This window comes from Sphingobacterium sp. FBM7-1 (assembly GCF_020687765.1).
Taxonomy (GTDB): Bacteria; Bacteroidota; Bacteroidia; order Sphingobacteriales; family Sphingobacteriaceae; genus Sphingobacterium.
Genome location: NZ_JAJEWJ010000003.1, coordinates 88399 through 113635, shown reverse-complemented (window position 1 = coordinate 113635; position 25237 = coordinate 88399). Strand labels below are relative to the sequence as shown.

Below are 25237 nucleotides of genomic sequence, written 5' to 3'. Positions count from 1 at the left end.
GATATGGAAAAAAAGAAGGTACATATTAAGCGGGACGAGGTAGTTATCCATGTAGATGGAGTAAGTAAATCATTTGGTGACCTCCATGTGTTGCGGAATGTAAACCTCCAGCTGTTCAATGGGGAAAACCTGGTAGTATTAGGGCGTTCTGGAACTGGAAAATCGGTGTTGATTAAGCTGATATCAGGTTTGTTGAAGCCGGACCAAGGAAGTGTCCATGTGCTGAACGAGGTGGTAAATGAGCTGGACGAACGTGCCTTGCGTACCTTACGCCAACGTATTGGGTTTTCTTTTCAGAATAGCGCCTTATATGATAGTATGACGGTGCGGGAAAATCTGGAGTTTCCGTTGGTTAGAAACAAACGTAACCTGACGCGGGCCGAAATCAATAAAGAAGTGGAAGAAGTGTTAGAAGGTGTGGGTTTAGCACAGGCAATTAATCAGATGCCGTCTGAGCTATCAGGCGGACAACGGAAGCGTATCGGTATTGCACGTACGTTGATTTTGCGGCCGGATATTATGTTATATGATGAGCCTACTGCCGGATTGGATCCATTGACTTGTTTAGAAATCAATTCGCTGATCAATCAGGTACAGGAGCAATACCAAACTTCATCCATCATTATTACGCATGATCTAGCCTGTGCAAAAATGGTCGGGGACAGGATCGTGATGCTGTTGGATGGTAAATTCGAAAGACAGGGTACGTTCGAGGAGATTTTTGATACGGAGGATGAACGGGTGAAACCTTTTTATGATTATAATTTTATTGTTTAAAGATATATGAGTACAAACGAAAGGAAGCGATCGCTTACGGTTGGATTATTTGTCCTGATTGGTTTGATTATTTTGGTAGCTGGTATTCTGGTGTTGGGTACGCAACAAAATAAATTTAGTAAGAATTTGGTAGTGACCACCTATTTTCATGATGTGAAAGGTTTGAAGGTGGGTAATAATGTCTGGTTTTCGGGTGTGAAAGTGGGGATTGTTAAAGAAATAACCTTCCAAAGTATTGACGACGTGAAGGTGGTGATGCATATTGAAGAAAAATCAAGTCAGTTTATCCGAGAGGATATTGTGGCGAAGTTGGGTTCCGATGGACTGATCGGCAACGCCATCGTGAACTTGGTAGGGGGGTCGGATCAGGCGCCACCAATACAGGACGGGCATGTTATCAAGTCGGTAGCGGGTACAGACACGGATGCCATGTTTGCAACTTTGCAGACGAATAACGAAAACTTGGTGGAAATCACAAAGAACTTTGCGATACTCTCGCAACAGATGGTAGAAGGTAAAGGCGCCGTGGGTGCTTTGATGACGGACTCTACCATTGCGCTTTCGTTAAAAAATTCAGTCAGCTCGTTGAATAAGGTGATGACGGATGTGCATAAGGCTTCGGGAAATTTAGCGGTATTGATGAACAAGCTAAACAGTAATCAAGGGTTAATTCACGACTTGACGACGGATACCGCTGTGTTTGCCAGCTTGCGGGAGTCTGCAGCCCAACTACAGGGCGTGACGACCTCTGCTTCGGCGCTTATGGATAATTTGAACGCGACCTCTGCACGCTTAAATGACAAAGATAATGCGATCGGGGTATTGACCAACGATCCGGAGGCTGCGGAAGAAATTCGCCAGATTTTGCGTAATCTGAACGGAAGTACGGAAAAGCTGGATGAGAATATGAAAGCTTTACAAAGTAACTTCCTGTTCAGAGGTTATTTCAGAAAACAGCAGAAGGAACAAGAAAAAGCGGCAGCAGAAGCAGCGGCAGAATAATCATTTCGGATGGATATAACGGATAAGGATGTCATCTACGAGGACAACCACTATATTGCCATAAACAAGCGTGCGGGGGATATTGTGCAGGTTGACGATACGGGAGATAGATCATTGGAAGATATGGTCAATACTTATCTGACGGCTAAATATCAGAAACCTAATGGTGCTTTTGTGGGGGTTATCCATCGGTTGGACCGACCGGTCAGTGGAATGATTCTTTTTGCGAAGACCAGCAAGGGGCTGGATCGGATGAACCGCTTGTTTCATGACCGAAAAGTAGCCAAGACATATTTAGCTGTCGTGCGCAACCGCCCGCCAAAGGAGCGGGATACTTTGCAGAACTGGTTGCTGCGTGACCGCAAGAAGATGATTACCAAAGCGTATGATCGCGAGGTGAAAGGGGGGAGTTTTGCACAGCTGGATTATGAGATTCTGGGCATCTTGGACGGATATTATTTGTTGAAGGTGTCGCCTGTAACGGGGCGTACACACCAGATTCGGGCACAGTTGGCGTATATGGGTTGTCCGATTGTGGGAGATAATAAGTATGGTTATCCGCGGGGGAGTTTGCGCCGGACCATCTGTCTGCACGCGCGTTCGCTCGAATTTACCCACCCTATAAAGAATGAAGGGCTGACGCTGACTGCTACATTGCCTATAGATGGTTTTTGGGAGCGGTTTAATGCGCTGCTGAAACGCTAATCAATCGTCCGGTGCCTATTCGGTTGGATTTGTTTTAAACAAATCACGCCATCCTCGGGTTTTAATAGAAACGGATCAAAATCTACTCATATGATGTGTACTAAAGAATTGATAACGGGAAAGGCTTTTATAAATGGTCAGTGGATAAGTGGGACGGAAACGTTTGATGTGGTCAATCCTGCGACGGGTGGCGTGGTGCAAAAGGTCGCTAATTTAACGATACCCCAGGTTCGGGAGGCGGTGGAAGCAGCGCATCACAGCTGGGTGTCTTTTAAGAAGAGCGATGTTGCGGAACGTGCGGAAATGTTGGAAGACTGGTATAAACTTATGCTTGCCCATAAGCGGGAGCTGGCGGAGATTATTACGTTGGAATCGGGAAAGTCGTTGACGGATAGTTTGGGAGAAGTGGATTATGGGGCTTCGTTTGTGCTATGGTTCGCAGAAGAGAGCAAACGTGCTTACGGAGAGACGGTGCCGGCTGCCACGCAGGCGAACCGTATCGTGACGATCAAGCAGGGGGTCGGTGTGGTAGCGGCTATAGCGCCGTGGAACTTTCCGTTGGCTATGGTGACCAGGAAAGTAGCCCCTGCTATTGCCGCGGGTTGTCCGGTGATACTCCGCCCCGCCTCGCAGACACCACTGACATCATTAGCGCTTGCTATACTCGCTGAAAGAGCGGGCTGGCCGGTCGGGGTGTTTCACGTTGTTACGGGCACGGATGCGTCCGCGATGGGGTATGAGCTAAGTACGCATCCCTTGATCAGGAAGTTGTCGTTTACAGGATCGACAGCGGTCGGGAAGCTGTTGATGAAACAGTCCGCAACTCAAGTGAAAAAGCTATCGTTGGAATTGGGGGGTAATGCGCCTTTTATCGTGTTTGAGGATGCGGATTTGGACGCGGCAGTGGAGGGGGCGATGTTTGCTAAGTTCCGGAATGCAGGGCAAACTTGTGTGGCGGTAAACCGGTTCTTGGTAGCCGATGTTGTTTTTGATGCATTTGCATCGCGGTTGACGACAGCGGTCGCCTCCTTGAAGGTGGGGAACGGCCTCGACGATGGGGTGCAGATCGGTCCGTTGATCAATAGAAAAGGACGTGATAAGGTGGAAAAGCATATTGCAGATGCGGTGGATAAAGGGGCACGAGTGCTGACTGGTGGAAAGGTAATCAAGGATCTGTATTATGAACCGACCGTGTTGGCGGATGTGCCGGCGGATGCATTGATCGCTCGAGAAGAAACTTTTGGTCCGGTAGCTTCGTTGTTTCGGTTTAAGACCGAAGAGGAGGCTATCCGGATGGCCAACGATACGGAATTTGGGCTGGTTGCGTATTTTTATAGTAATGATGTTCGGCGTTGCTGGCGAGTGGCGGAGGCCATAGAAGCGGGCATGGTAGGCGTGAACGAAGGCCGGATTTCTTTTGCTGGTGCACCCTTTGGAGGTATCAAAGAGTCGGGTATAGGCCGGGAAGGCGGGCGCGTTGGTTTGGAGGAATACCTAGAAGTGAAATACATCAATTTTGGTCTAGCCGGGAGCTAAGGCCGGGGATTACGCAATCCAAAAATAAATAAGTAATTTTGTGCATGATTTCGAAACGGACACCTCTTCTAGTGGTAGCGATAGTCGCCGTGCTAGGTATCTTATGTTTTACGGAGGTATCGGCGCAATGCGCGATGTGTTCCTTAAATGCGGAAAACAGTGCTGCCCACGGGAATACGCAAGGAAAAGGGCTCAATGACGGTATCCTTTTTTTGCTGGCGATTCCCTATTTGATTGCTATAGGGATTGGCATATTATGGTATAAAAAATACCGTAAAAATAAATCGCAAAAAGTTTCCCCCTTCAGCGAGCAAATCTAACGGAAACCGTTAGGTTAACGATAGGTGCTGCATTTGGCTTTCAAAAATAAAAGCTTTTTCAGCGTGATTGTTCGTGAGATAGTGCTGTAATTCGGTCACTACTTCTTCCTGAAATTTGGCGATAAGGTCGCGGTCTGCGGCTTGATATTGTACGCAATACGTGTGTCCTTCGTGTGGAGAGTCCAACATTTTTAACAAAACCGTTTCATGGCTGCTTGCACGCAAATGGGATTTGAGCCATTCCAGAACCGAAAGGTGGTTGTTTTCTTCAACAATGATAGATACGTTATATAAGATCATGCGCAAAGATAGGAATCAACTGCGAAATAGCGATGACCTTGTAAAAATAAGGTTGCATATACGATATTTTATCAAAAAATAGTAATATTTGAATTCAATAGGATTGGAATATGTTTAGATGTTTGCTTTGGGTATTTGCGGTGTGTTTTTGTATGGCTTCCGTTTCCTGTGGGAATAAACAAGGTGCAAAGGAATTGATCCCGGTAGAAGATTTTTTTGTAAAGCCGGAAAAGAGTAACTTCAAAATATCCCCCGATGGTGGCCGAATAGCGTATCTAGGAATAGACGACCATTGTAAAAATATCTTTGTGCTGGATCTGCAGGACAAAAAAAAATCAAAGCAACTTACTTATCAGTCTGATATGAATGTCCAGTATTTCTTCTGGGCGTCGGATTCTTTAATTGTATTTTCTAATAGCCATTCGCCGCAAGATAGTTTGCGTATCTTTAGTATACAGGTCGATTCGGAAAAAACAACGGCTATTTTGCCGGTGAAGATGGCCCGCTTACGGTGGTTGGCGCCGCATGCGCTGCACGGGAATTATTTATTGGCGACACTGAACGACCGGGATTCGACTGCCTTTGACCTGTACAAGATATTCGTGGACGGCACGACCCCTGAATTGTTGACGCGAAATCCGGGAAATATTTCGAAATGGTATGCATCGCCGGATGGAAAGGTGCGGCTGGCGATGACGAACGATAGCGTGCAGGAGAGTATCCTGTACAGAGCGGAAGAGCATATGCCTTTTCAAGAGATCGCAAATACCGATTACCAGACTTCGATTCGGCCGCTGGGTTTTGTGAAGGGATCTCATACGCATGTCTATGCGCTGTCTAATCTGAATCGGGATAAGTTATCCTTAGTGGAATATAATGTGTCGACGGGTGAAGAGGAGCGGATCCTGTTCGAAAATCCGCAGGTTGATCTGGAAGCGGCGGGATATGCCGACGATCTGCAGGAACTTATTTATAGCCAGTATACGATCAATAAGGTGAAAAGGCATTTCTTCAACCAGACGGTGCAGCGTTATTTCGAACAGTTATCGATTAAGTTCGATAACCAATCGGTGGATGTCCTCGACACGGACAAAGCTATGCGGCATTGGATTGTGAAGGTATATACCGATGTGCGGGCAGGAGGAATTTATCATTATGATGCGGAACGAGATGCGGCTACTTTGTTGGAAGAAATCAATCCAAAACTGGCTGACCTGGCCTTATCCCCGAAAGAGGCGGTAGGTTTTCAGAGTCGGGATGGGCTTACTTTGCACGGTTATCTCACCTATCCGCTAACAGGCCAACGCGAGGGGCTGCCGGTAGTGGTCTTGGTGCATGATGGGCCACATCGGCGCGATGCGATGGATTTCGATGCGGAAGCACAGTTTCTGGCTAACCGAGGTTATCTGGTGTTTCAGTTGAATTATAGGGGATCGGCAGGCTACGGCAAGAAATTCTGGGCGGCGGGTTTCAAAGAGTGGGGCGGTAAAATACAGGCTGACATGATTGATGGGGTGACGTGGTTGATACACCAAGGGATTGTGGATAAAAATCGGGTGGCCATTATGGGAAATGGGTTTGGCGGTTATGCGGCATTGCATGCGGCGACCTATAACTCTTCGTTCTATAAATGTGCGGTGGCGATGTCGGGATATACCAACCTGTTTACCTATTTTAGGGAGATTCCGCCGCATCATCAACAATATGTCCGTTTATTTTACAATATCATCGGTAACCCGAACACCGAATACGAAATGTTTAAAGCTATTTCGCCTGTTTTTCATGCTGATAAGGTGAAGATTCCCGTGCTGTTTGCACAGGGAGGAAGAGATAGGTTTAGTTCGTTGACGGATGCCAATCAATTTGTTCAGAAATTGAAAAACAATAATGTGCCGATCAAGTATATATACCGAGAAGAGGAGGGAAGACGGTTTAAAAATGAAGAGAATATTATAAACTATTATCAGGAAGTTGAGGCTTTCTTGAGCAAGTATCTGTAAATAGCATGGCGTATAACCAGCTTAAATACCGCAAAAACTTTGGGTTGCTCATTGCTTTCGTCATATTGGTCAGCGTGCTATTTGGGGTGGCTATGTTTTCGGCACGCTCCATGATTGCCAATTTTATCGAAACCGAGTTCAATAACCGTAAAGTAGAGGTGTTTGATCGGTCCATACAGCCATTCCACGAGTTTTTTAATGATAAAATTCCGGAAATATCGTATTATCAGGGGTATTTGGATTCGGTAAAGGCTGCTTCTTATGTGAACGACGTGATCCGGAAATATACTTTTCTAGACCGGGTGCTATTTTACGATATTGCCATCACCAACGCGGATTCTATTCCGGCAGGAATTAAATATAACCACCTCCACCTGTACCCTAAAAGCATCACCTCTTTTCATTTGGATGAGAACAACAGGCTGATCGCTCAGCGCCCCGAAAGTACGCAGACGCATACGTATGTAGATGATTTTAATACGATGGTGCTTAAATTTGTGGGGTTCTTAGATCGGGTGAACGAATCGACGAGTATGTCGAATGACGATATCTACCGGGTGTTTTATACGCTGAACCCGGGAAAGGTAACCTACATGAATATTCCGCGTATTTCGGATTTATTGCTTTATAAGCACATGATGTCGGTGCCGGATACGACCGTGCTGACCTATGATCAGGATATGTTTATTTTCTTGATCGATCCGAGCAAGATCAAAATTAAGAATGTTGCGCTTAATTTATATGAAAAGATCGAGGTGCTACCTATCGTATCGGGTAGTGTGAGTGATCAGCGTTTTTACTTACAGACGGAACTTCCGCTCCCTGGGGCATTGTCGGACTATAAATTGCAGTACACGAGTTCGGAGGGTTTTATCAATCAAGAGATTAACAGGCGTTTCTGGCCAGTTAGTCTGGGGATTTCTGCCGTGTATCTCATTTTGATTTTTATTGCGTATCTAATCTATCGGAATGCAACGATCAATAGTAGGTTGTTTCAATTGCAGTATGATTTTATTAACAACTTAACGCATGAGTTTAAGACGCCGGTCAGCGTGATTAAGATTGCGGGAAACAATATCCAGAGTAATGAGAAGCTTTCGGTAGAGGAGCAACGGATGTATGGGAAGATTTTGGATCAGGAAGCGGATAAGCTGAATAGCTTAATGAATAAGCTGCTTTCATTTGCACAGATTGAAAACAAGTCTATCAAACCGAATAAGGAAGAGGTGGAAGTAGAGGTTTTCTGTGAGCCGATTTTTGAAGCGGTGCGATTAAAATATCCGGATTTAAACTTTTCCTATGTAATCGATGTCCAAAACAATATGATGGTGGATACGACGCTGTTGTTGAGCGTATTCCAAAATCTGATTGATAATGCTTACAAATATTCTGAACCTGATCGGAAGTTCCTCCATATTGAGGTGCAACAAAACAAAAAGAATTTTGTTATAAAATTTAAAGACAGGGGAATAGGCATAAATAAAAAGGAATTTAATAGTATTTTTAAAAAATTTTATCGGGTAAAGAACCAGTTCAACCAACAAGGAAGTATTGGGTTGGGCTTGGCATTCTGTAAAGAAATCGTGGATTTCATGGGAGGAGAAATTAAAGTGGATAGTGTACCGGAAAAAGGTACTACCTTTACATTGCTCTTGCCTTTGGGACCGAAAAGAACTATATAATATGACGAATAAAGATATCACTATTGCTGTAGTAGAGGACGATGAAAACTTACGTTTTTTGGTAGCCCATCGTTTGCAAACGGAAGGCTATACGGTTATTCAGGCGGCTAATGGTTTGGAAGCGGAAGAATTGATTTTGCAGGAAAAGCCGGAGGTTGTTCTGCTCGATTGGATGCTTCCCGGAAAAGAGGGGATTGATGTCTGTGAATCGGTTCGCAAGGCTGGTTTCGAGCATATCATTATTATGATGACGGCCAAGTCACAGGATGTGGATAAAATTGATGCGTATAGCTATGGTGTGACGGATTACATTACGAAGCCTTTTAACATGGATGTGCTCGTGGCGATGATCGAAAACAAGGTGCGGTTCTTTTTACCCAAAAACACAGATGTGTATTCGTTTGGCAAAACGGAACACCACCCGACGATACACTCGCTGGTAAGAGATGGACGTAAGATCGAATTGACGATATTAGAGAATCGTATATTGCTGTATTTCCTACAAAATGTGGGGAAAGAAATCACGCGGGAGGAGCTGATGGAAGTGGTGTGGGGATATAGTTCTAATGTTAATACGCGTACGTTGGATATGCACGTGGTGCGTCTTCGTAAAAAAATAGAAACGAATCCGGATAAACCACATTACTTGCAGACCGTCCGCGGATTGGGGTATAAATTTGTGGACACCGACGAAGAAGAATCGTAAAAGAAATTTGTTTTTTTAGAAGTTGCTGCTTATCTTAGCAGGTAACGAGCAAGACCATGTTGTCCTGGAAGGACGGTATGGTCTTGTCTTTTTTTAATTTTTTTTGAAGGCGCATGTGTTGATGCTGAGGCAAGTTAGGGAATCAGTAGGCTCATGCGTGTTTCATTACTAGGCGGGAATAAATTATTCAAATGAAAATAAATAAGAAAAAATATGGCAGAAGTAACTTATTACACACAAGAGGGTTTAGATAAGCTAAAACAAGAGTTACAGCATCTAAAAACCGAAGGCCGGTCGAATATCGCTAAAGCCATAGCAGAGGCGAGGGATAAGGGCGATTTATCCGAGAATGCGGAATATGACGCGGCAAAGGAAGCACAGGGTTTGCATGAAGCGAAGATCGCGAAGTTGGAAGGTGTTTTGGCCAGTGCTCGCCTGATTGATGAATCGAGTTTGGATACGTCGAAAGTATTGGCTTTGTCGTATGTAAAGATTAAGAATAAGAAAAATAATGCGGTGATGACCTATCAGCTGGTTTCCGAAACTGAAGCGGATCTCAAAGCAGGCAAGATTTCTGTAAAGTCGCCTATTGCACAGGGACTTCTAGGTAAATCGGTAGGCGAGGTTGCTCAGGTGGAAGCGCCGGCAGGTGTTATGGAATTCGAAATCTTGGAAATCTCCAGATAAAAGATGAACGGTTATGTGCGGTTGCTGCCATAACCGCACATCGTTTAAGAAATATAGATAGAAACAAGAGAAAACGGTTGCAAAAAGAGCAGCCGTTTTTTTTGTGTGTTTTTGGGACGGGGTTAGATTGCAGGTAAACGTATAGGGTACCAACTGATTTTTCTATTTCGACTTATGCATTTTTGTTTGTTTGCAAAGGCATGCAGGAACTCATTTAAAATTCGGTTCGTGAATACAGGGCATTTTGTGTAAATTTGTTTGTTTTTCTTTAAAAAAGATAAAAGATGTCAACAATTTTTTCAAAGATCCTGTCGGGAGAGCTTCCAGCATATAAAGTAGCGGAAAGTATTGATTATTTAGCTTTTTTGGATATTAGCCCGTTAACCCGGGGCCATGTGTTGGTTATTCCAAAAAAGGAAACGGATTATATCTTTGATATAAATGATGACCAATATATGGGTATGTGGGTATTTGCCAAGATTGTAGCCCAAGGTATAAAAAAGGTGTTTCCTTGTCCGAAGGTGGGGATTGCGGTAGTGGGGTTAGAGGTGGCACACGCGCATATCCATTTGATTCCCTTAAATAAAGTGGATGATATGAACTTCGCGCGCCCGAAATTGAGTCTATCAGATGAGGAGATGACCAAGATTGCAGAAGATATCAGGCAAGCCATTTCGGAAGTGACTAATCCTTAATAATAATAGCTAATTTAGAAACGAAAAGCTTTTAGATCAGCTAATGCTGGTAGACTAAATAGAAATTATGCAAGATTTATGGCTGTCCTTTCAGCAATTGATGGATCCGGAATATTTATTAAGCCACGGCGGATTCTATATCGTAGTGCTTATCGTCTTTGCTGAAACAGGTCTTTTCTTCGGCTTCTTTTTACCTGGCGATTACTTACTGTTCCTCGCAGGCTTATTTTGCGCGCTAGGCAAAATTGATGTCGATATCGTGACGATGTATTTCGGGATCTTAGGTGCGGGAATATTGGGGAATTTTGCGGGCTATTGGTTTGGTTATCGAACGGGGCCGGTACTCTTCAAACGAAAAGATTCTCTTCTTTTCAAGCGTAAATATGTGATTATGGCGGAAGAGTTCTATCAGAAATATGGTGGAACAGCGCTCGTTATAGGTCGTTTTGTGCCTATCGTCCGTACGTTTGCACCTATATTCGCGGGTGTGGTGAAGTTAGATTTTAAAAAATTTATTTTCTATAATATCTCGGGTGCTATATTATGGGTCAGTTTACTGACTTTAACGGGGTATTTTCTAGGTGTGAAATTTCCGGCTATCATCAATTATGTAGAATATATCATTGTGGGATTGATTGCAATTGCCTTCTTGCCGATTGTGATCGCCTTGATTAAAAGATGGTTAACGAGTAGAAAAACAAAAGCAAATAATACAAATAATCATAACAGTAACGTTAATTAATTAATGAACAAACAACATCCTTGGCATCAGATAGCTCCTGGGAGCGATCTGCCAAATTCGGTCAATGCAATTATTGAAATTACGAACGGTTCTAAAGGAAAGTATGAACTAGATAAGGAATCGGGTCTTCTTTTATTAGATCGCGTTTTGAGTTCATCGGTGGTATATCCGGCTAACTACGGGTTTATTCCGCAAACCTATTGCGATGATAACGATCCTTTAGATATCTTGGTGCTCTGTTCGGTAGATATTTTACCCATGACGTTGGTAGAAGCGAAAATAATCGGCGTAATGAATATGATTGATGGTGGCGAGCAGGATGATAAAATCATCGCGGTAGCGAAGCATGATCCGGCATACAATCACTTGAATGATATCGAAGATTTGGCGCCGCATACGATGAAGGAAATTGTCCAGTTTTTCGAAAGTTATAAGGCGCTGGAGAAAAAAGAAGTAAGCGTGGATGGTGTTTTTGGCCGCGAACGTGCACAGGAGATTTTAGTGGAGAGTATCGAACTGTATAAAAAAGAATTCGGTAACAAATAATCAGCAACATGGCTCTCGATGTTTTTTGGACGGTATTTTTGGTGGCCGCTAATGGTTTTTTCGTCGCTGCGGAATTTGCGATTGTAAAAGTTCGTGCTTCGCAGATTGAGCTTCAGGCAAAATCAGGCAGTAAAGTTGCCAAAATTGCTAAGAATATCACCGAGCACTTAGATGGTTATTTAGCGGCTACGCAGCTAGGAATTACATTGGCTTCTCTTGCCCTGGGATGGGTGGGAGAGGCCGTAATGACGCGTATTGTCCACGAGTTTTTTGGACTGTTCGATGTGGAACTGACGGGGACGGTGGCGAAAAATTTAGGACATGTGTTGGCCTTTAGTATCATTACTTTTTTGCATATTGTTTTTGGAGAATTAGCCCCCAAATCTATTGCTATACAAAGACCGGTAGCCACTACTATGCGGATTGCGGCACCTTTGCAGTTCTTTTATTATATCTTCAGACCGATTATTTGGTTATTAAATGGCTTCGCCAATTTTCTCCTACGCTTGGTGGGGATCGAAGTACATGGTCATGAGACGAATCATTCGTCGGAAGAGTTGCAGTATCTGCTAGAGAAAGGGAAAGAGAGTGGTGTATTGAACAACGCTGAGCATGAGCTCATCAAAAACGTTTTCGATTTTAATGAGCGGATCGTGAAAAATATCATGATTCCTCGTACGAAGATCGTTGCGGTAGAGGTTACAGACACGGCAGAAGAGCTTATTACGACCGCTACGGAAGAAGGTTATTCACGTATTCCGATCTATGATGATAATATAGACCAGATCGTGGGTATAGTCCATACGAAGGATCTGCTGCCGATTATTGTTCAAGGTAAGGAGGTCGTGTTAAAGAATATTATCCGTAAGCCTTATTTTATTCCTGAAACTAAGAAGATTAATGACCTGATGGCTGAATTTCAGCAAAAGCGGATTCAGATCGCTATTGTCTTGGATGAATTCGGGGGCACGGCAGGTATGGTTACGCTGGAGGATATCGTGGAGGAACTTGTGGGTGAAATCCAGGATGAGTATGATGAGGAAACTCCGGTTGTGGAAAAGATTTCGGAAACGGAATATATGGTGGATGCGGGAGCAAATGTACATGATGTGAATGGATACCTGCCCTTGGAACTGCCTGAAAGTTCGGATTATGATACCATGGCGGGGCTGGTAAGTCACTACTTTGAGAAGATTCCGGATGTGGGTGAGGTGCGGAAAGCAGCGGGATATTCTTTTACAATTATCAAGAAGACGCAGCAAAATATCGAATTCGTGAAACTGGAGCTGATGGAGACACCCTACGATGACGTGGATGAAGAATAAATAAACATGCACTTATTTTATACCCCAACTATAGAGCCTCATCATAAGGAGTTCATGCTGACCGAAGAGGAGAGCAAGCATGCGATTCGTGTATTGCGCTTGACGGCGGACGATGAGATATATCTCATTGATGGCGTGGGTGGATGGTATAGGGCACAGATTCTAGATCCACACCCGAAACGTACGACGTTATCCATACGTGCGGTAGAACAGCAATATGGAAAATCCCCTTATGAGCTGCACGTGGCGGTCGCCCCAACCAAAAATATGGAACGGCTGGAGTGGTTTTTGGAAAAAGCGACGGAAATTGGTATCCAGGAGATTACGCCGATCATTTCGGCGCATTCTGAGCGGAAGGAGGTGAAAACGGAGCGTTTGCATAAAGTGGCCATTGCAGCGATGAAGCAATCGCTAAAAGCGTATCTCCCAAAAATCAATCCGGCGATTTCTTTACAACATTTTCTCGAACAGCAAAAAACGGAAGCGTATACCGTCCGTACGATTGCGCATTGTGCCGAGGGCGAAAAACAGTATTTAGCTGATATTTGTAGTCCCGGTGGAAAATACCTGATCTTGATCGGTCCCGAAGGTGATTTTTCCGACGCTGAGATCGCACAGGCACGCGCGTTGGGCTATCAACCGGTTTCTTTAGGAAATAGCCGTTTGCGCACGGAAACAGCGGCGCTAGCTAGCTGCCTAGAAATAGCGGTTTTAAATCGGTAATTCTTCATTTTTTCCTTCATGAAAAAACGAAGGTATATTTTTATACAAAGTTCTTTTACTCCTTTTTTCTTGACAAAAAAGGAGACAAAAAGTCAAGACTAAATATCGTTCTGCTATTTTTCTTCGTCTATTCCTAAACAAAATAAACTCGCTATGCTCGGACAGTATTTTGTTTTTTACGGAATAATCTTCAGAAAAATGGCCGCAGAACGATATAAGGTCGTTTTGCTCCGCACAGTAGCTATTCATTATTGATCGTTCATGTTAACGCGGGTGCACTATCCCTTCCTTCATCTTAATTGTCGCATCCGGATGTTTGAGGTCCGTATAAATTCATCCTTAGCACTATCCCGAATTAACAATATCTTTTTGACGGTTGCAAGATATTGTACCACCCCTCTCTTAACGCAAAATGTCGCATCCAAATGTTTTACGACTGTACAAATTCATCCTTAGTACTATCCCTTATGTAAAACATTTGAAGCGACGAGCTTTTTGTTTCTTTTTCGCGGAGAAAAAGAAAGAATCATTTAACGAGCACCGCATCTACGATCTGTATCTCAGCATTTCCTTTCAGCGGCTCTGGATTAAACACCATTTTCCCTTTTACTTTGATGGGTTCTTCGGTAAATTTTATGGCATCTGTTTTCATGAAAATTTCTACCATGGGAGGGATGCCGTTGCTGCCGCAGAACATGCATTGCATAACGGGAAGTACCGAAAGCATAAAGGTCTTGTGGTTGCGACCACTGTTTAGTGGTACGAGATAGCCGGGAAGTTCGACGATTTTATTCTCCAGAGCTTTTAGCGCTGGTGGATAATGTGGCGTATATATTTTCTTGTTGTTTTCTGTGGTGACTTTATACATCATTTTATCTATCGCCTCCCAAGTGCTGTTCATCATTGGTGTATGATCGGGTACATTGGCGTCCGGAAAGTGTCCGATTTGGGCTTTCGCCACGCCGACCATGCATAGGCATATTAGTAAAAATAGGTGTATCGTGTTCTTCTTCATGTTATCTGTTCAATTATCTAACGTTTTTGTTTTCTTGCTAACGGAGTCCGTCCCCGGGTTATTTATCTGCTAAAATAGTCGAAATGGATGTTTTATATGCTTTAATTGCCGGTATGACCGACGCTAATACGCCTAATAGGCAAGCAGCTAGGACGATAAATAGTTCTTGTTGATGGATGCGGAATGCTTCCATAAAATCAGCACTTTCGCTCGTTTGCTGGCTGATCGCATATAGCGCTGCGTGGCCCAATAGCAAGCCGACTATTCCTCCTATTAACGTAATCACTACACCTTCGACGAGTACTAGACTGAAAAGTTTAGTCTTTGACGCGCCCATGGAACGCATAATGGCGAGGTCGTATTTTCGCTTTTTCATGGCGTTATATAGGCTGATAAATACGCTTAGACCCGCGATGAACATAATGATATAGGCTAAAACAGCGAGCGAATCTAGTCCGACACCTAATAAGGAGAAAAGGCGGGTGCTTTCAATGGCGGGCGATGCTGCCTGCATATCGGTAGATTCGTTGATTAATCGGGGGAGGACGCCCAATGCTGCAGGCGAACTGTATTTGATCAGTAATGCGGTTACTTCCTCACCCCGATCTTCCAGCATATCGGCTCCGATACTTTTAACAAAGGTATCCCGTGGTTTTTCAGCTACGAGTTGATCCTGTTCATGCTCATGTGTTTCATCATGCTCATGGTCGTGATCATGTGTATGGTCGTCGTGGGTATGCGGGTGATCCTCGTTTGGGTGATGTGCAGGGCTAGCAGAATCATGGTTATTATCAGGTGTATGGCTGTGCCCATCGGTATCGGCAGGAGCGTGTTCATGGTCATGGTTATGGTCGTGTTCATGATCGCTGTGGTGCAACCCGTGCACATCCCATACACTTTCCAAGTTACATAGAATAAGATTATCCACAATAGAACCTGATTTTTCTAAAATACCGACTATTTTAAAAGGATGGTCGTCGTGTACATGCCCATCTTCTGAAAGGCCATGTGCGGTAAAAAATTCATCGCCTACTCCTAGACCTCTTTTACGTGCAACTTCGCTGCCGATCACTGCTTCGAAGGAATTTTCCCATAATTCTCCTTTTGCTATCGATAAACCATATAGATCTAGATAGGAGGGCTCGGTTCCAATGACGCGATGCCCTTTGAAATTATCGCCGAGTGATATGGGAACCGCGATGTCGATAAAAGGATTTTCACCAAGTTGCTGTGCTTCTGCTAGCGCAATATTGCCGGTGGGATTGTCTACATGGTAGAGGGAACTCAGAATGAGTTGAAAGGGGCTCCCTTTTGCGCCGACAACAAGATCTATGTTTTTGGTGTTATTTGTCAGTTGTTTTTCCAAGGTATCGCCGGTGATGTAGATAACGCATAGGATGGCTACACCGAAGGCGGTGAGTAATATGCTGAGCAGGGTCGAACCCAGTTCCTGTTTGATATTTTTCCAGACGAGTTGTATGTTATGCATAGCTACAGCTGATAAGAGTTCGTGAATTGGTCTTTTATACGCTTATCGTGGGTAGCGATGAGCAGGCTTGAACCATAATTGTTTGCAATGTTGAACAGCAATTGCAGCACCAAATCGGTGTTTTTGTCATCTAAGGACGCGGTAGGCTCATCAGCTAGTAAGAGACCTGGTCGGTTAATGACTGCTCGGGCGATGGCTACGCGTTGTTTTTGTCCACGGCTCAACTGGTTCGGCAATACATGGGCTTTATCGTTTAATTGCAACTGATCCAATAGGTCGGCGATAGCCTGTTCATCCACGGGATTCTTAGCGAGGTATTGTGCTAACTTGATGTTTTCGGTTACGGTAAGGTTTCGTAAGAGATGTGCTTCTTGGAATATAAAACCGAGATTCTTTGCCCGGAAAGCATCTAGTGCTGCCCCGCGCATAGTATACAGTGATTGGTTCATGAGATGAACCTCACCCGTAGTCGGTGTAGACAGTCCGCTCAATAAATGTAAAAGTGTCGTTTTACCCGTGCCCGAGTCGCCTAAGAGTAAGCTATGTTGATTTTTTGCTATACGGATGTCCGGAAATGTTAGTTTCGCACCTTGTGGATAGTGATAACTTAACCGGACGGACGATAGTACCGCATCTGTCATAGTTTGTTGTTTTTAAAGAAGCCAAATTACTAACTATTATAGATAAGTCCGAATAAACGATTTGTTATTGTACGGATTTAACGAAAAAGATACGGACCGTCAGGATAGGGCTTAATAATTTTTTAACAAACAAGTGATGTTTTAATAATCAGTTGTTAACAGTTAGCTAATATTATGCTCATAATATTGCAACATAATATTAACACACACCATGATTAAGATTAGTTATTATGTTGCTTTGGTCGTTACGCTAGTCACCGCGCAGGTTTCAGGAGCTAAAGCACAGTCGTTCGGAGTAAAGGGAAAAGTTTTGGATGTCGAAACTTACCAGCCTATTTCTGGAGTTAGCATCAAGATTGCGAATACGCAGTATGCTACATCTACAGATAATGCGGGAGAGTTTTCGATTACGTTGCCGGAAAAGCAGGGCGAATATGTTCTGGTTAGTACCTTCGTTGGGTATGATACGGATTCAACGAGCTTCCATCTTCAACCAAGTGAATGGGAATTTGTGCCCGTAACTTTGGTCAATAAGAATTCTACGCTGGAGGAAGTCGTTATTACGCGTAGAAGGGAGTATATCAGTGAAGCTGCGTTGCTGGCGGAGCGTAAAGCATCTAACTTGATGCTGGAGAAAATTGGAGCACAGGAACTGTCGCGAAAGGGAGTGAGTGATGCTGCTGCTGCGGTAAGCCAGTTATCAGGTGTCTCCCGACAGGAAGGTTCCACACAGGTTTATGTACGTGGACTCGGAGATCGGTATATTTCTACGTCGTTAAATGGATTGCCTATACCGGCTAGCGATCCCAACTTAAAAAATATTGGGTTGGATATGTTTACCACGGATGTAGTGGACTACGTTGGTGTAGATAAATCCTACCATTCGCCGTTAAATGGAGATTTTGGCGGAGCTACCGTAAATATCGGTTCTAAAGATTTTAAAGGTGATAAATTCTTCGAAGTCTCACTAGGTTCTGCGGTGAATTCCAATGCCGTAAAGCAATGGGATAACTTTTATCTCCAAGAAGGTCCAAACTTTTTTGGTTACTCAGACTACAATGCACCTGCGGATGCACAAGGAAGTTACCATTTCAAAAATGGATGGGATCCGAAAAGGAAGACATTGCTTCCTATGAATTTTGCCTTGAAAGCTGGAGATTCATTCAATGTGGGATCTGAAGGAAGGATGACTTTGTTTGGGATGGTGAACTTTTCTAATGGATATGGGGCCAGAGAAGGGGTGAATTCAAGCTATAGTGCACAGGGAGCGCCGCTAAAAGCGCTCAATCAATCGCAACAAAGCTATACGGCAAATACGACGGGGATGCTAAATGCCAATTATCAGATTAACGCTAATCATAAGCTGACGTATAATTTTATGTACGTTAATGCTGGTAATCAATACAGAGATAAATTTACCGGGTACATCAGAGATGGTGGTGTTGACGCCGAAAATTACCGCGGAACAATTAACCGTAGTACCTTTTCGAGTACGCAATTATTTATTAATCAATTGTTAGGTAAACACACGTTGACGGACAAAATTGAATTAGATTGGGGACTCGCTTACAACCATGTAAAAGGAGATATGCCTGATCGTTTGCAGAGCATGCATAGTGAGACGGCTAGCGGTGAACACCATTTCATCCGTATTAACGCGGCCGATAACCATCGGTATACCTATTATCTTAAAGAGAATGAACTCGCTGCAAATATTGCGGCATCATACAAAATAGGAGATGATAAGGGTAAATTGACCGTAGGGTATAACGGTAGAATGAAAGAGCGTTCTTTTGACGTTATGCAGCTCAACTTTAATATTTTGGATGGACAGCAGAATACGACTACGATAGATCCGGCTAACTTGAATCAGTATCTGGGGGCTGCTGGCTACGGAACATTTTATAACATAGTGGGTTTAGCCGGAAACGCTTTCCAAACTTACACCGGGGATCAGGATATCCATGCAGGGTTTGCAAGTCTTGATTACAGATTGACAGATCGACTGACCGGGGTATTGGGCATGCGTTATGAAAATATTAAGCAGTATGTTGACTTTTACAGTATTGAGTATTCAAGGGGTCAAAATACACTGAATAAAAATGGATTATTGCCAAGCTTGAACCTCAAGTATGAGCTGAATAATAAAAATAATCTGCGACTAGGTGCTAGTAAGACCTACACCTTGCCCCAGTTTAAAGAAAGAGCGCGTTTCCCCTATGAGGAAGTGACGCAAACATTTGTGGGTAACCAGTATCTCTACGCTTCGGATAACTATAATCTGGACTTGAAATGGGAAATGTTTCCTAGTGACGGGGAGCTGTACTCTATTGCTGCTTTCGGAAAATACATTGAGAATCCAATTAACGAAATTATTGTTTCATCGACGGCAAATGATGTGTCTTACGCAAACACGGGTGAAAAGGGGTATGTATACGGGATCGAAATTGAAGCGAAAAAGTATTTGATGAATCTAAGCAATGACAAACTGTCTATTGGATTTAATACAGCCATCATGAAGACGGATCAAAAATTCGATCCAGAAAAAGTGTTCAAAGAAACGCAAGGTCTGATTAATATTGATCCGACAAGCGTGTCCTCCAAATTTACCGGAGCATCCGATTTTATTGTGAATGCTGATTTGTCTTATCTAAAAAGCTTCGATGCTACACGTAGCCTGACGGCGACCCTCCTGTACAATTACTATTCCGATAAACTCAATGCGATCGGAACTGGGGGACGTGGTAACTTAGTGGATAAAGGGTTAGGAACGTTAGATTTCGTTTTAAAGTCTAAGCTCACGCGACATTTAGGAATTGACCTCGCTGCCCGGAATATACTGAATCCGTCTTTTGAAAGATGGCAGCAGAACGTGGACCCGATAAAGGTACTTTCCTACAAAAGAGGGGCATTTTTTAGCCTCGGTGTAAACTATAAATTTTAGTGTTAAGCTTAACATAAAGCTAACAGAGAGTTAATTATAAGTAAATAGTAAAAGAGTTTCTTTGTACTATAGAAAGAAGAAAAAATTAAAAATAAGAAAATGAAAAGATCTACTTCTACATTGTTAATGTTCGCTTTACTTGCGGCTACTCCAAGTGTTTTTATGGCGTGTAGTGATAAAGACGATCCTATTGAAATTATTGACAACGATATTCGTACAAATCTAAAGGGAGAAGTCAAAGACGGTGAAAATTTGGTGCTGGAGAGCGGTACTTACAAGTTGACCGGACCTCTAATCGTGAATGCCGGTGGGAAATTAACCATCAAGCCAGGTGTGATCGTAGAAGCAACTCCGTTTAGAGATGGTGAAGAGATCCGTTACATTGCGGTAGCGCAAGGCGGTCAAATCTTAGCGGATGGAACTAAAGAGCAGCCTATTGTTTTTACAGCAACGAACAAAGTGCAGCAGGCGTGGGGCGGAATCGTCATTTGTGGAAAGGCTCCGATTAACAAAGGAAATACTGCAAATGCGGAAGTTTCTGGATTGCCATATGGTGGTACGGTAGCGAACGATAACTCGGGTATTCTAAAATATGCGCGGATCGAATATTCAGGTTACGCCTATAATGCAGAAAAGGAATTCAACGGACTTTCTATGTTTGGAGTGGGTAACGGTACTACCATTGAGTATGTGCAGGTACATGAAGGATCGGATGACGGTTTTGAATGGTTTGGTGGTACGGTAAATACAAAGTATTTGGTAGCAACAGCTAATGAAGACGACCAATTTGACTGGACCGAAGGTTGGAATGGTACAAATGAAAACTGGTATGGAAAGGAAGCCTCTTCTAAAGGTAACCGCGGTATCGAAGCGGATAACAATTCCAATGATCATTTAGCTAATCCGATCTCTAATCCGACGATTAAGAACTTAACCTTAATTGGGCGTGGCCAGACTGGATCAGAACCACAAGCTATGAAATTACGTGTTGGAACCAAGGCGAGCATTGATAACGTCGTCTTAAGTAACTGGTCGGTTGGTTTTGATGTAGAACATGACGAGGGTATCGGTTATGTGGCAGATGGCTCATTAAAAGTAACCAATGTGAAATTTGATAATGTAGAGACAAAGTCTAAAGGTAAAAAGACAAGTCCAGGGAAAGATGATGCTGGAAATGACATCCCGGGTGAATCTGTTGATGTTTCAGCTATTTACACAGAAAATGAAGCAGCTACTGGTGCAGGGAATGGTACTGATATGCCAACATGGGCAGAAGGTTGGACTGTTGGTCTATAATCGAAGATACGCTTCAAAACAAGTGAAAAGTTAAATAATAATACCTCTCATAAAAAAGCCGGTTTCTATTCAGAAGCCGGCTTTTTATTGTTTTTTGCTTGTTTCAATTCACGCTCATATTGGCAACAACCGTGTAGATTTTGGTAAATCTTATCGGGAGCGAGATACTTTTCGTTATCGTACCCCACTTGTGCAATACGTTTCAGGACGGAATCGATGTTCGTTTTTTCGGCATCGTAGGTAATGGAGGCTCTTTGGTTTTCGGCATCCCAAATAACCTTTGCTTCGTTTTTCGCGTTACCCGCTTTTTCGATGGTGCGTTTGCACATGCCGCAATTACCATTGACTTTTGCCGTTTCTGTTTTTGCATTATTAATCTGCGCGATGGATAGCGTAGACAATAGGACTAAACAGGTGGTGATGATATAAGATAGTCTCTTCATTTTCTGTTGTTTTATCGTTTATTAACTTTGTATAGGATCTATTTTGAACCCAGCTTTCTTTACCGAATCTATAACATCTTGTTCCGTTGCGCTGTCCGTAACAACAGTCAGTATTTTATCCTTGTTGTTCGTGTCGACTTCCCATCTGGTTACCCCATCCACCTCGTTTAAAAAAGGAGTTACGGTCGATACACAGCCACCGCAATTGATGTTTGTCTTGAATTTTAATGTTTTATTTTCCATATCTATAAATACTAAGTTATCTATTATTTTTTCCATTTTAACCGTAAACTGTTACTCACTACGCTTACGCTACTCAATGCCATCGCTGCCCCCGCAATCATCGGATTAAGCAGGAATCCATTAATCGGATACAATATACCCGCTGCAATTGGAATGCCAATCAAGTTGTAAATGAATGCCCAGAATAGATTCTGTTTAATAGTGGCCACGGTCTGTTTTGATAACCTTATCGCCTCGGGTATCTTTTTTAAATCGGAGGAAATGATCGTCATCTTCGCCACATCCATTGCAATATCACTTCCCTTACCCATAGCGATACTGACATCGGCGGTTGCTAAGGCGGTACTATCGTTGATACCGTCTCCGACCATGGCAACGACTTTACCTTGCTGATGTAATTTCTTAACGAAATCCGCTTTTTGCTGCGGCAATACCTCCGCCTCGTAATGCGGGATGCCGGTCTGCTCCGCAATCGCTTTGGCCGTTGCCTCGTTATCCCCCGTCAGCATATACAATTCGATTTCCATGTCCTTTAACTGTTGGATAGCCTCTACGGATGTTTCTTTGATCTTATCCGAGATCGCCAATACGGCAAGCGCCTCTTGGCTATTAGCAAACCAGATGACAGTTTTGGATTGCGTACTCCAGGTGTCGGCATATTGTTGAAGTTCGGGTGAGATTTGGATCCCATTTTCCGTCAATAGCTTTTTGTTGCCAGCATAATAATCTTCGCCTTCGAAAACCGCTTTGGCGCCTTTTCCGGTAATACTGTCGAAAGAAGATATAGGAAGTGTTTGGGTGCTTTCCAGATGTTTCACCACAGCATCAGCTAACGGATGTTCAGACTGTTTTTCTAAGCTGAACAATAACTGCTTGTCGGTATCATTATCGCGCAGCCAGCGTGCATCCGTTACCTCGGGTTTTCCTTCTGTGATCGTACCGGTTTTATCCAAGATAATGGCATCGACATTTTTAGCCAATTCGAGACTTTCCGCGTCTTTGATCAAAATGCCGCGTTCAGCTCCTTTGCCCACACCCACCATAATAGCTGTAGGTGTGGCCAAGCCTAACGCGCATGGACAGGCAATCACTAAGACGGTAACCGCAGCCAATAGCCCGTGTACTAGTCCTTCATTTCCATCCAGCACAAGCCATAAGATAAAAGTGACCAAAGCGACTCCCATAACGACGGGTACGAATATACCGGCGATTTTATCAACCAGTTTCTGCACGGGAGCTTTACTGCCCTGTGCGTCCTGCACCATTTTAATGATTTGTGCAAGCATTGTGTCTTTGCCAACTTTGGTTGCTTTAAATTGAAAGCTTCCTTTTTGATTGATGGTTCCTGCAAAGACTTTTTCGTTTTCTCTTTTCTCGACGGGTATTGGCTCGCCACTGAGCATGCTTTCATCGACGTAAGAGTTGCCGGAGGTAACGATACCGTCCACCGCAATCTTTTCGCCCGGCTTTACCAAGATGATATTGTCTAGACGGACATCTTCGATGGCTATTTGTTTTTCGGTTCCGTCAGGAAGCATGACCACGACGTTCTTGGGCTGTAGGCCCATCAGCTTTTTAATCGCGGAAGATGTATTCCCTTTGGCACGCTCTTCCAATAATTTACCTAATAAAATGAAAGCGATAATCACGGCTGCTGCTTCGAAATAGACATGTGCTTCTAGTCCTCTGGCGTTCCAGAATTCTGGATATACCATATTGAATAGACTAAATATATAGGCTATCCCGGTACTCAAAGCAACGAGGGTATCCATATTTGCCGAGCGATGTTTAGCCTGTTTCCAAGCGTTGATAAAGAAGTCTCTTCCTAACCACAGGACGACCGGTGTCGAGAATAGCAACATGATTTCATTCCCATAGGGCATATCCATAAAAAACATACCGATGACCACCACGGGAAGTGATGATATTATTGCCCAGATTGTTCTGTTTTTTAAAGATCTATATTTCTTTTCGTGGAGAGCTTCTAGGGTTTCCTGTTGCGTGCTTTCGTCTTCTAAAAGTAAATCATAACCCACGGATTGTAGGGCTTCCTGCATGGTAGTAGGATTGGTTGTATCCGGTTCATACTCGACGGTTAGCATCGCGTTGGCAAAGTTTACCGATGCCTCGCGTACACCGGGTAGTGCCTTAACGGTGCTTTCCGAGCTGGCAGCACATCCCGCACAGGTCATGTTTAAGACCGGGAATGATTCTTTTATTGCTGTTTGTTTATGCGTTGTAGCCATAGCTTATACCTTTCTGCTTGTTACTGACAAAGGTCGGCATAAAGAGTTGATCGTATCTTACACTATTTTGGGAAAGAGTTGTAAGATTTACGTTTGTTTGTTTTGATGACATACCAAAAAAATGGTATTTTTGAGAGAAAACGGTTAATAAAACAGAAAGGTTATGGCAAAGAACACATCAATTTTGTTGGGAGATTACTTTGATAACTTTATAAATCAACAAATAAAAACAGGGAAATTCTCTTCGGCAAGCGAAGTCGTCAGAGCGGCGCTACGCATGTTTGAGCATGAAGAAACGAAAAAGACAGAATTGATAAAGGAACTAAAAAAAGGAGAAAGATCTGGATACGTGGAAGATTTTGATCGACAAAAATTTCTGAATACAATTCATGATAAATATGTTGATAAATAATGAGGTATAAAATCAGTACTGAAGCTACTAAAGATCTCGAAAATATATGGCTTTATACTTTTGAAACATGGTCAGTCGACCAAGCTGACAGATATTATAATCTACTGATGGATGAAATAGAGTATATCGCACAGAATCCCGACAGCGGAAAAGATTATAGTCATATAAGGAAAGGATATTGGACGACGCGAGTGAAATCTCATTTCATTTTCTATAAAATTGATATAGTACGGAGCCGAATAGAAATAATTCGAATTCTACATCAACAGGTGGATATTGATACTAGATTAAACGATTAGGGCATAGATATGGCAAAGAAATATACCTCAAAAGTATCGTATGGATTGTTAATTTTTATATTTCTCGCGTTCTTCCTGCCGTTTGTTCCCGAAGTTATCAAGAACGGATTGGATACGGTTCTTATGGGAGTATTCGTGCCACTAGTAATCGTATTTGGGTTTATCGTGTATATGCTGTTTAAAACCGAATATATTATCGAAAAAAATCAACTCAAGATTAGAATGAGGCCATTTTCTTATAAGTCTGTTGATATTAACAAAATGAAGGATATTTCTAAAACTAGAAGTGTTCTGTCGTCTCCTGCAGCCTCTTTTGATCGCATCAAGATTAAATACGGGAAATATGAAGAAGTTATAATATCCCCGAAAGATAAAAGCAATTTTATAGCTGATTTGACCAGTATAAACCCTAATATTAAGATAAACATTTAAAAATTAGTATCTTTGCAGTTGCAGATATTGA

26 protein-coding genes are annotated in these 25237 nt (G+C 43.0%); 19 read left to right on the top strand and 7 right to left on the bottom strand.

Translation table 11 applies throughout. The features are described 5' to 3' along the window. Window positions 1–3 precede the first annotated feature (3 nt). From LKO28_RS07205 to LKO28_RS07185, 5 genes are all read left to right on the top strand, one after another. Window positions 4–777, top strand: coding sequence for an ABC transporter ATP-binding protein (locus LKO28_RS07205; RefSeq protein ID WP_227694054.1), 774 nt, complete (start codon window positions 4–6; stop codon window positions 775–777). A gap of 6 nt (window positions 778–783) precedes the next feature. Then, the gene (locus tag LKO28_RS07200; RefSeq protein ID WP_227694052.1) at window positions 784–1779 is read left to right on the top strand and encodes an MlaD family protein; all 996 of its coding nucleotides are present in this window, start codon (window positions 784–786) and stop codon (window positions 1777–1779) included. A 9-nt stretch (window positions 1780–1788) separates the two neighbouring features. Next, window positions 1789–2484: an RluA family pseudouridine synthase gene (locus LKO28_RS07195; protein WP_227694050.1), complete on the top strand. Its 696-nt coding sequence runs from the start codon at window positions 1789–1791 to the stop codon at window positions 2482–2484. A 90-nt stretch (window positions 2485–2574) separates the two neighbouring features. Then, window positions 2575–4020: an NAD-dependent succinate-semialdehyde dehydrogenase gene (locus LKO28_RS07190; protein ID WP_227694049.1), complete on the top strand. Its 1446-nt coding sequence runs from the start codon at window positions 2575–2577 to the stop codon at window positions 4018–4020. 44 nt (window positions 4021–4064) lie between these two features. Next, window positions 4065–4340, top strand: a complete 276-nt coding sequence (locus LKO28_RS07185) for a hypothetical protein (RefSeq protein WP_227694047.1) — start codon at window positions 4065–4067, stop codon at window positions 4338–4340. Between the two features lie 9 nt (window positions 4341–4349). On the opposite strand, the gene LKO28_RS07180 is transcribed toward LKO28_RS07185, so the two are convergent. Next, on the bottom strand, window positions 4350–4640 hold the full coding sequence (locus LKO28_RS07180) for a DUF4286 family protein (RefSeq protein ID WP_227694045.1): 291 nt from the start codon (window positions 4638–4640) through the stop codon (window positions 4350–4352). Window positions 4641–4750: 110 nt separating this feature from the next. On the opposite strand from LKO28_RS07180, the gene LKO28_RS07175 reads away from it, so the two are divergent. The 9 genes from LKO28_RS07175 (at window position 4751) to LKO28_RS07135 (ending at window position 13746) form a co-directional block, all read left to right on the top strand. Next, window positions 4751–6640 (top strand): S9 family peptidase, encoded by a 1890-nt coding sequence (locus LKO28_RS07175; RefSeq protein WP_227694044.1) that lies wholly within the window; start codon window positions 4751–4753, stop codon window positions 6638–6640. Window positions 6641–6645: 5 nt separating this feature from the next. Next, window positions 6646–8322, top strand: a complete 1677-nt coding sequence (locus tag LKO28_RS07170; protein WP_227694042.1) for a sensor histidine kinase — start codon at window positions 6646–6648, stop codon at window positions 8320–8322. A gap of 1 nt (window position 8323) precedes the next feature. Beyond that, complete coding sequence (locus LKO28_RS07165; protein ID WP_227694040.1) at window positions 8324–9028, top strand: response regulator transcription factor; 705 nt, start codon at window positions 8324–8326, stop codon at window positions 9026–9028. 213 nt (window positions 9029–9241) lie between these two features. Continuing rightward, entirely contained in the window at window positions 9242–9715 is a 474-nt protein-coding gene (gene greA, locus LKO28_RS07160) for a transcription elongation factor GreA (RefSeq protein WP_227694038.1), read from the top strand. A gap of 284 nt (window positions 9716–9999) precedes the next feature. Next, on the top strand, window positions 10000–10410 hold the full coding sequence (locus LKO28_RS07155) for an HIT family protein (protein WP_227694037.1): 411 nt from the start codon (window positions 10000–10002) through the stop codon (window positions 10408–10410). Between the two features lie 67 nt (window positions 10411–10477). Continuing rightward, the gene (locus tag LKO28_RS07150; RefSeq protein WP_227694035.1) at window positions 10478–11152 is read left to right on the top strand and encodes a DedA family protein; all 675 of its coding nucleotides are present in this window, start codon (window positions 10478–10480) and stop codon (window positions 11150–11152) included. A gap of 3 nt (window positions 11153–11155) precedes the next feature. After that, a complete protein-coding gene (locus LKO28_RS07145) occupies window positions 11156–11698 on the top strand; it encodes an inorganic diphosphatase (RefSeq protein ID WP_227694033.1) in 543 nt (180 codons plus the stop codon). 8 nt (window positions 11699–11706) lie between these two features. Continuing rightward, complete coding sequence (locus LKO28_RS07140; protein ID WP_227694031.1) at window positions 11707–13023, top strand: hemolysin family protein; 1317 nt, start codon at window positions 11707–11709, stop codon at window positions 13021–13023. Between the two features lie 6 nt (window positions 13024–13029). Then, entirely contained in the window at window positions 13030–13746 is a 717-nt protein-coding gene (locus LKO28_RS07135; RefSeq protein WP_227694029.1) for a 16S rRNA (uracil(1498)-N(3))-methyltransferase, read from the top strand. Between the two features lie 526 nt (window positions 13747–14272). Here the strand turns inward: LKO28_RS07135 and LKO28_RS07130 are convergent. The 3 genes from LKO28_RS07130 to LKO28_RS07120 are packed head-to-tail and all read right to left on the bottom strand — an operon-like array spanning window position 14273 to window position 16891. Continuing rightward, window positions 14273–14761, bottom strand: a complete 489-nt coding sequence (locus LKO28_RS07130) for a hypothetical protein (RefSeq protein ID WP_227694027.1) — start codon at window positions 14759–14761, stop codon at window positions 14273–14275. 58 nt (window positions 14762–14819) lie between these two features. Continuing rightward, the gene (locus tag LKO28_RS07125; RefSeq protein WP_227694026.1) at window positions 14820–16250 is read right to left on the bottom strand and encodes an ABC transporter permease; all 1431 of its coding nucleotides are present in this window, start codon (window positions 16248–16250) and stop codon (window positions 14820–14822) included. 2 nt (window positions 16251–16252) lie between these two features. After that, complete coding sequence (locus LKO28_RS07120; RefSeq protein WP_227694024.1) at window positions 16253–16891, bottom strand: ABC transporter ATP-binding protein; 639 nt, start codon at window positions 16889–16891, stop codon at window positions 16253–16255. 211 nt (window positions 16892–17102) lie between these two features. Between LKO28_RS07120 and LKO28_RS07115 the strand changes: the two genes are divergently transcribed. Next, window positions 17103–19835 (top strand): TonB-dependent receptor, encoded by a 2733-nt coding sequence (locus LKO28_RS07115; protein WP_227694022.1) that lies wholly within the window; start codon window positions 17103–17105, stop codon window positions 19833–19835. 99 nt (window positions 19836–19934) lie between these two features. Continuing rightward, window positions 19935–21131: a hypothetical protein gene (locus tag LKO28_RS07110; RefSeq protein WP_227694020.1), complete on the top strand. Its 1197-nt coding sequence runs from the start codon at window positions 19935–19937 to the stop codon at window positions 21129–21131. Window positions 21132–21196: 65 nt separating this feature from the next. Here the strand turns inward: LKO28_RS07110 and LKO28_RS07105 are convergent, their stop codons facing one another. Genes LKO28_RS07105 through LKO28_RS07095 form a run of 3 tightly spaced genes read right to left on the bottom strand, consistent with a single transcriptional unit; the run spans window position 21197 to window position 24063 of the window. Further along, on the bottom strand, window positions 21197–21574 hold the full coding sequence (locus tag LKO28_RS07105; protein ID WP_227694018.1) for a heavy-metal-associated domain-containing protein: 378 nt from the start codon (window positions 21572–21574) through the stop codon (window positions 21197–21199). Window positions 21575–21595: 21 nt separating this feature from the next. Continuing rightward, window positions 21596–21817: a heavy-metal-associated domain-containing protein gene (locus LKO28_RS07100; RefSeq protein ID WP_227694016.1), complete on the bottom strand. Its 222-nt coding sequence runs from the start codon at window positions 21815–21817 to the stop codon at window positions 21596–21598. Window positions 21818–21840: 23 nt separating this feature from the next. Continuing rightward, window positions 21841–24063, bottom strand: a complete 2223-nt coding sequence (locus tag LKO28_RS07095) for a heavy metal translocating P-type ATPase (protein ID WP_227694014.1) — start codon at window positions 24061–24063, stop codon at window positions 21841–21843. A gap of 163 nt (window positions 24064–24226) precedes the next feature. Here LKO28_RS07095 and LKO28_RS07090 point away from each other — a divergent pair, with 163 nt between their 5' ends. The 3 genes from LKO28_RS07090 to LKO28_RS07080 are packed head-to-tail and all read left to right on the top strand — an operon-like array spanning window position 24227 to window position 25206. After that, entirely contained in the window at window positions 24227–24475 is a 249-nt protein-coding gene (locus LKO28_RS07090) for a type II toxin-antitoxin system ParD family antitoxin (protein ID WP_227694013.1), read from the top strand. Then, on the top strand, window positions 24475–24774 hold the full coding sequence (locus LKO28_RS15565) for a type II toxin-antitoxin system RelE/ParE family toxin (protein WP_227694011.1): 300 nt from the start codon (window positions 24475–24477) through the stop codon (window positions 24772–24774). Before LKO28_RS07090 ends, LKO28_RS15565 begins: the two co-directional genes overlap by 1 nt. A 9-nt stretch (window positions 24775–24783) precedes the next feature. Beyond that, entirely contained in the window at window positions 24784–25206 is a 423-nt protein-coding gene (locus tag LKO28_RS07080) for a PH domain-containing protein (RefSeq protein ID WP_227694009.1), read from the top strand. Window positions 25207–25237 lie beyond the last annotated feature (31 nt).

Coding starts and splice junctions, on each gene's coding strand:
- LKO28_RS07090 (WP_227694013.1), top strand. CDS start 24,227: ATGGCAAAGAACACATCAATTTTGTTGGGAGATTACTTTGATAACTTT.
- LKO28_RS07115 (WP_227694022.1), top strand. CDS start 17,103: ATGATTAAGATTAGTTATTATGTTGCTTTGGTCGTTACGCTAGTCACC.
- LKO28_RS07200 (WP_227694052.1), top strand. CDS start 784: ATGAGTACAAACGAAAGGAAGCGATCGCTTACGGTTGGATTATTTGTC.
- LKO28_RS07110 (WP_227694020.1), top strand. CDS start 19,935: ATGAAAAGATCTACTTCTACATTGTTAATGTTCGCTTTACTTGCGGCT.
- LKO28_RS07140 (WP_227694031.1), top strand. CDS start 11,707: ATGGCTCTCGATGTTTTTTGGACGGTATTTTTGGTGGCCGCTAATGGT.
- LKO28_RS07145 (WP_227694033.1), top strand. CDS start 11,156: ATGAACAAACAACATCCTTGGCATCAGATAGCTCCTGGGAGCGATCTG.
- LKO28_RS15565 (WP_227694011.1), top strand. CDS start 24,475: ATGAGGTATAAAATCAGTACTGAAGCTACTAAAGATCTCGAAAATATA.
- LKO28_RS07155 (WP_227694037.1), top strand. CDS start 10,000: ATGTCAACAATTTTTTCAAAGATCCTGTCGGGAGAGCTTCCAGCATAT.
- LKO28_RS07170 (WP_227694042.1), top strand. CDS start 6,646: ATGGCGTATAACCAGCTTAAATACCGCAAAAACTTTGGGTTGCTCATT.
- LKO28_RS07130 (WP_227694027.1), bottom strand. CDS start 14,761: ATGAAGAAGAACACGATACACCTATTTTTACTAATATGCCTATGCATG.
- LKO28_RS07095 (WP_227694014.1), bottom strand. CDS start 24,063: ATGGCTACAACGCATAAACAAACAGCAATAAAAGAATCATTCCCGGTC.
- LKO28_RS07175 (WP_227694044.1), top strand. CDS start 4,751: ATGTTTAGATGTTTGCTTTGGGTATTTGCGGTGTGTTTTTGTATGGCT.
- greA (WP_227694038.1), top strand. CDS start 9,242: ATGGCAGAAGTAACTTATTACACACAAGAGGGTTTAGATAAGCTAAAA.
- LKO28_RS07190 (WP_227694049.1), top strand. CDS start 2,575: ATGATGTGTACTAAAGAATTGATAACGGGAAAGGCTTTTATAAATGGT.
- LKO28_RS07165 (WP_227694040.1), top strand. CDS start 8,324: ATGACGAATAAAGATATCACTATTGCTGTAGTAGAGGACGATGAAAAC.
- LKO28_RS07105 (WP_227694018.1), bottom strand. CDS start 21,574: ATGAAGAGACTATCTTATATCATCACCACCTGTTTAGTCCTATTGTCT.
- LKO28_RS07080 (WP_227694009.1), top strand. CDS start 24,784: ATGGCAAAGAAATATACCTCAAAAGTATCGTATGGATTGTTAATTTTT.
- LKO28_RS07185 (WP_227694047.1), top strand. CDS start 4,065: ATGATTTCGAAACGGACACCTCTTCTAGTGGTAGCGATAGTCGCCGTG.
- LKO28_RS07180 (WP_227694045.1), bottom strand. CDS start 4,640: ATGATCTTATATAACGTATCTATCATTGTTGAAGAAAACAACCACCTT.
- LKO28_RS07195 (WP_227694050.1), top strand. CDS start 1,789: ATGGATATAACGGATAAGGATGTCATCTACGAGGACAACCACTATATT.
- LKO28_RS07100 (WP_227694016.1), bottom strand. CDS start 21,817: ATGGAAAATAAAACATTAAAATTCAAGACAAACATCAATTGCGGTGGC.
- LKO28_RS07135 (WP_227694029.1), top strand. CDS start 13,030: ATGCACTTATTTTATACCCCAACTATAGAGCCTCATCATAAGGAGTTC.
- LKO28_RS07150 (WP_227694035.1), top strand. CDS start 10,478: ATGCAAGATTTATGGCTGTCCTTTCAGCAATTGATGGATCCGGAATAT.
- LKO28_RS07205 (WP_227694054.1), top strand. CDS start 4: ATGGAAAAAAAGAAGGTACATATTAAGCGGGACGAGGTAGTTATCCAT.
- LKO28_RS07120 (WP_227694024.1), bottom strand. CDS start 16,891: ATGACAGATGCGGTACTATCGTCCGTCCGGTTAAGTTATCACTATCCA.
- LKO28_RS07125 (WP_227694026.1), bottom strand. CDS start 16,250: ATGCATAACATACAACTCGTCTGGAAAAATATCAAACAGGAACTGGGT.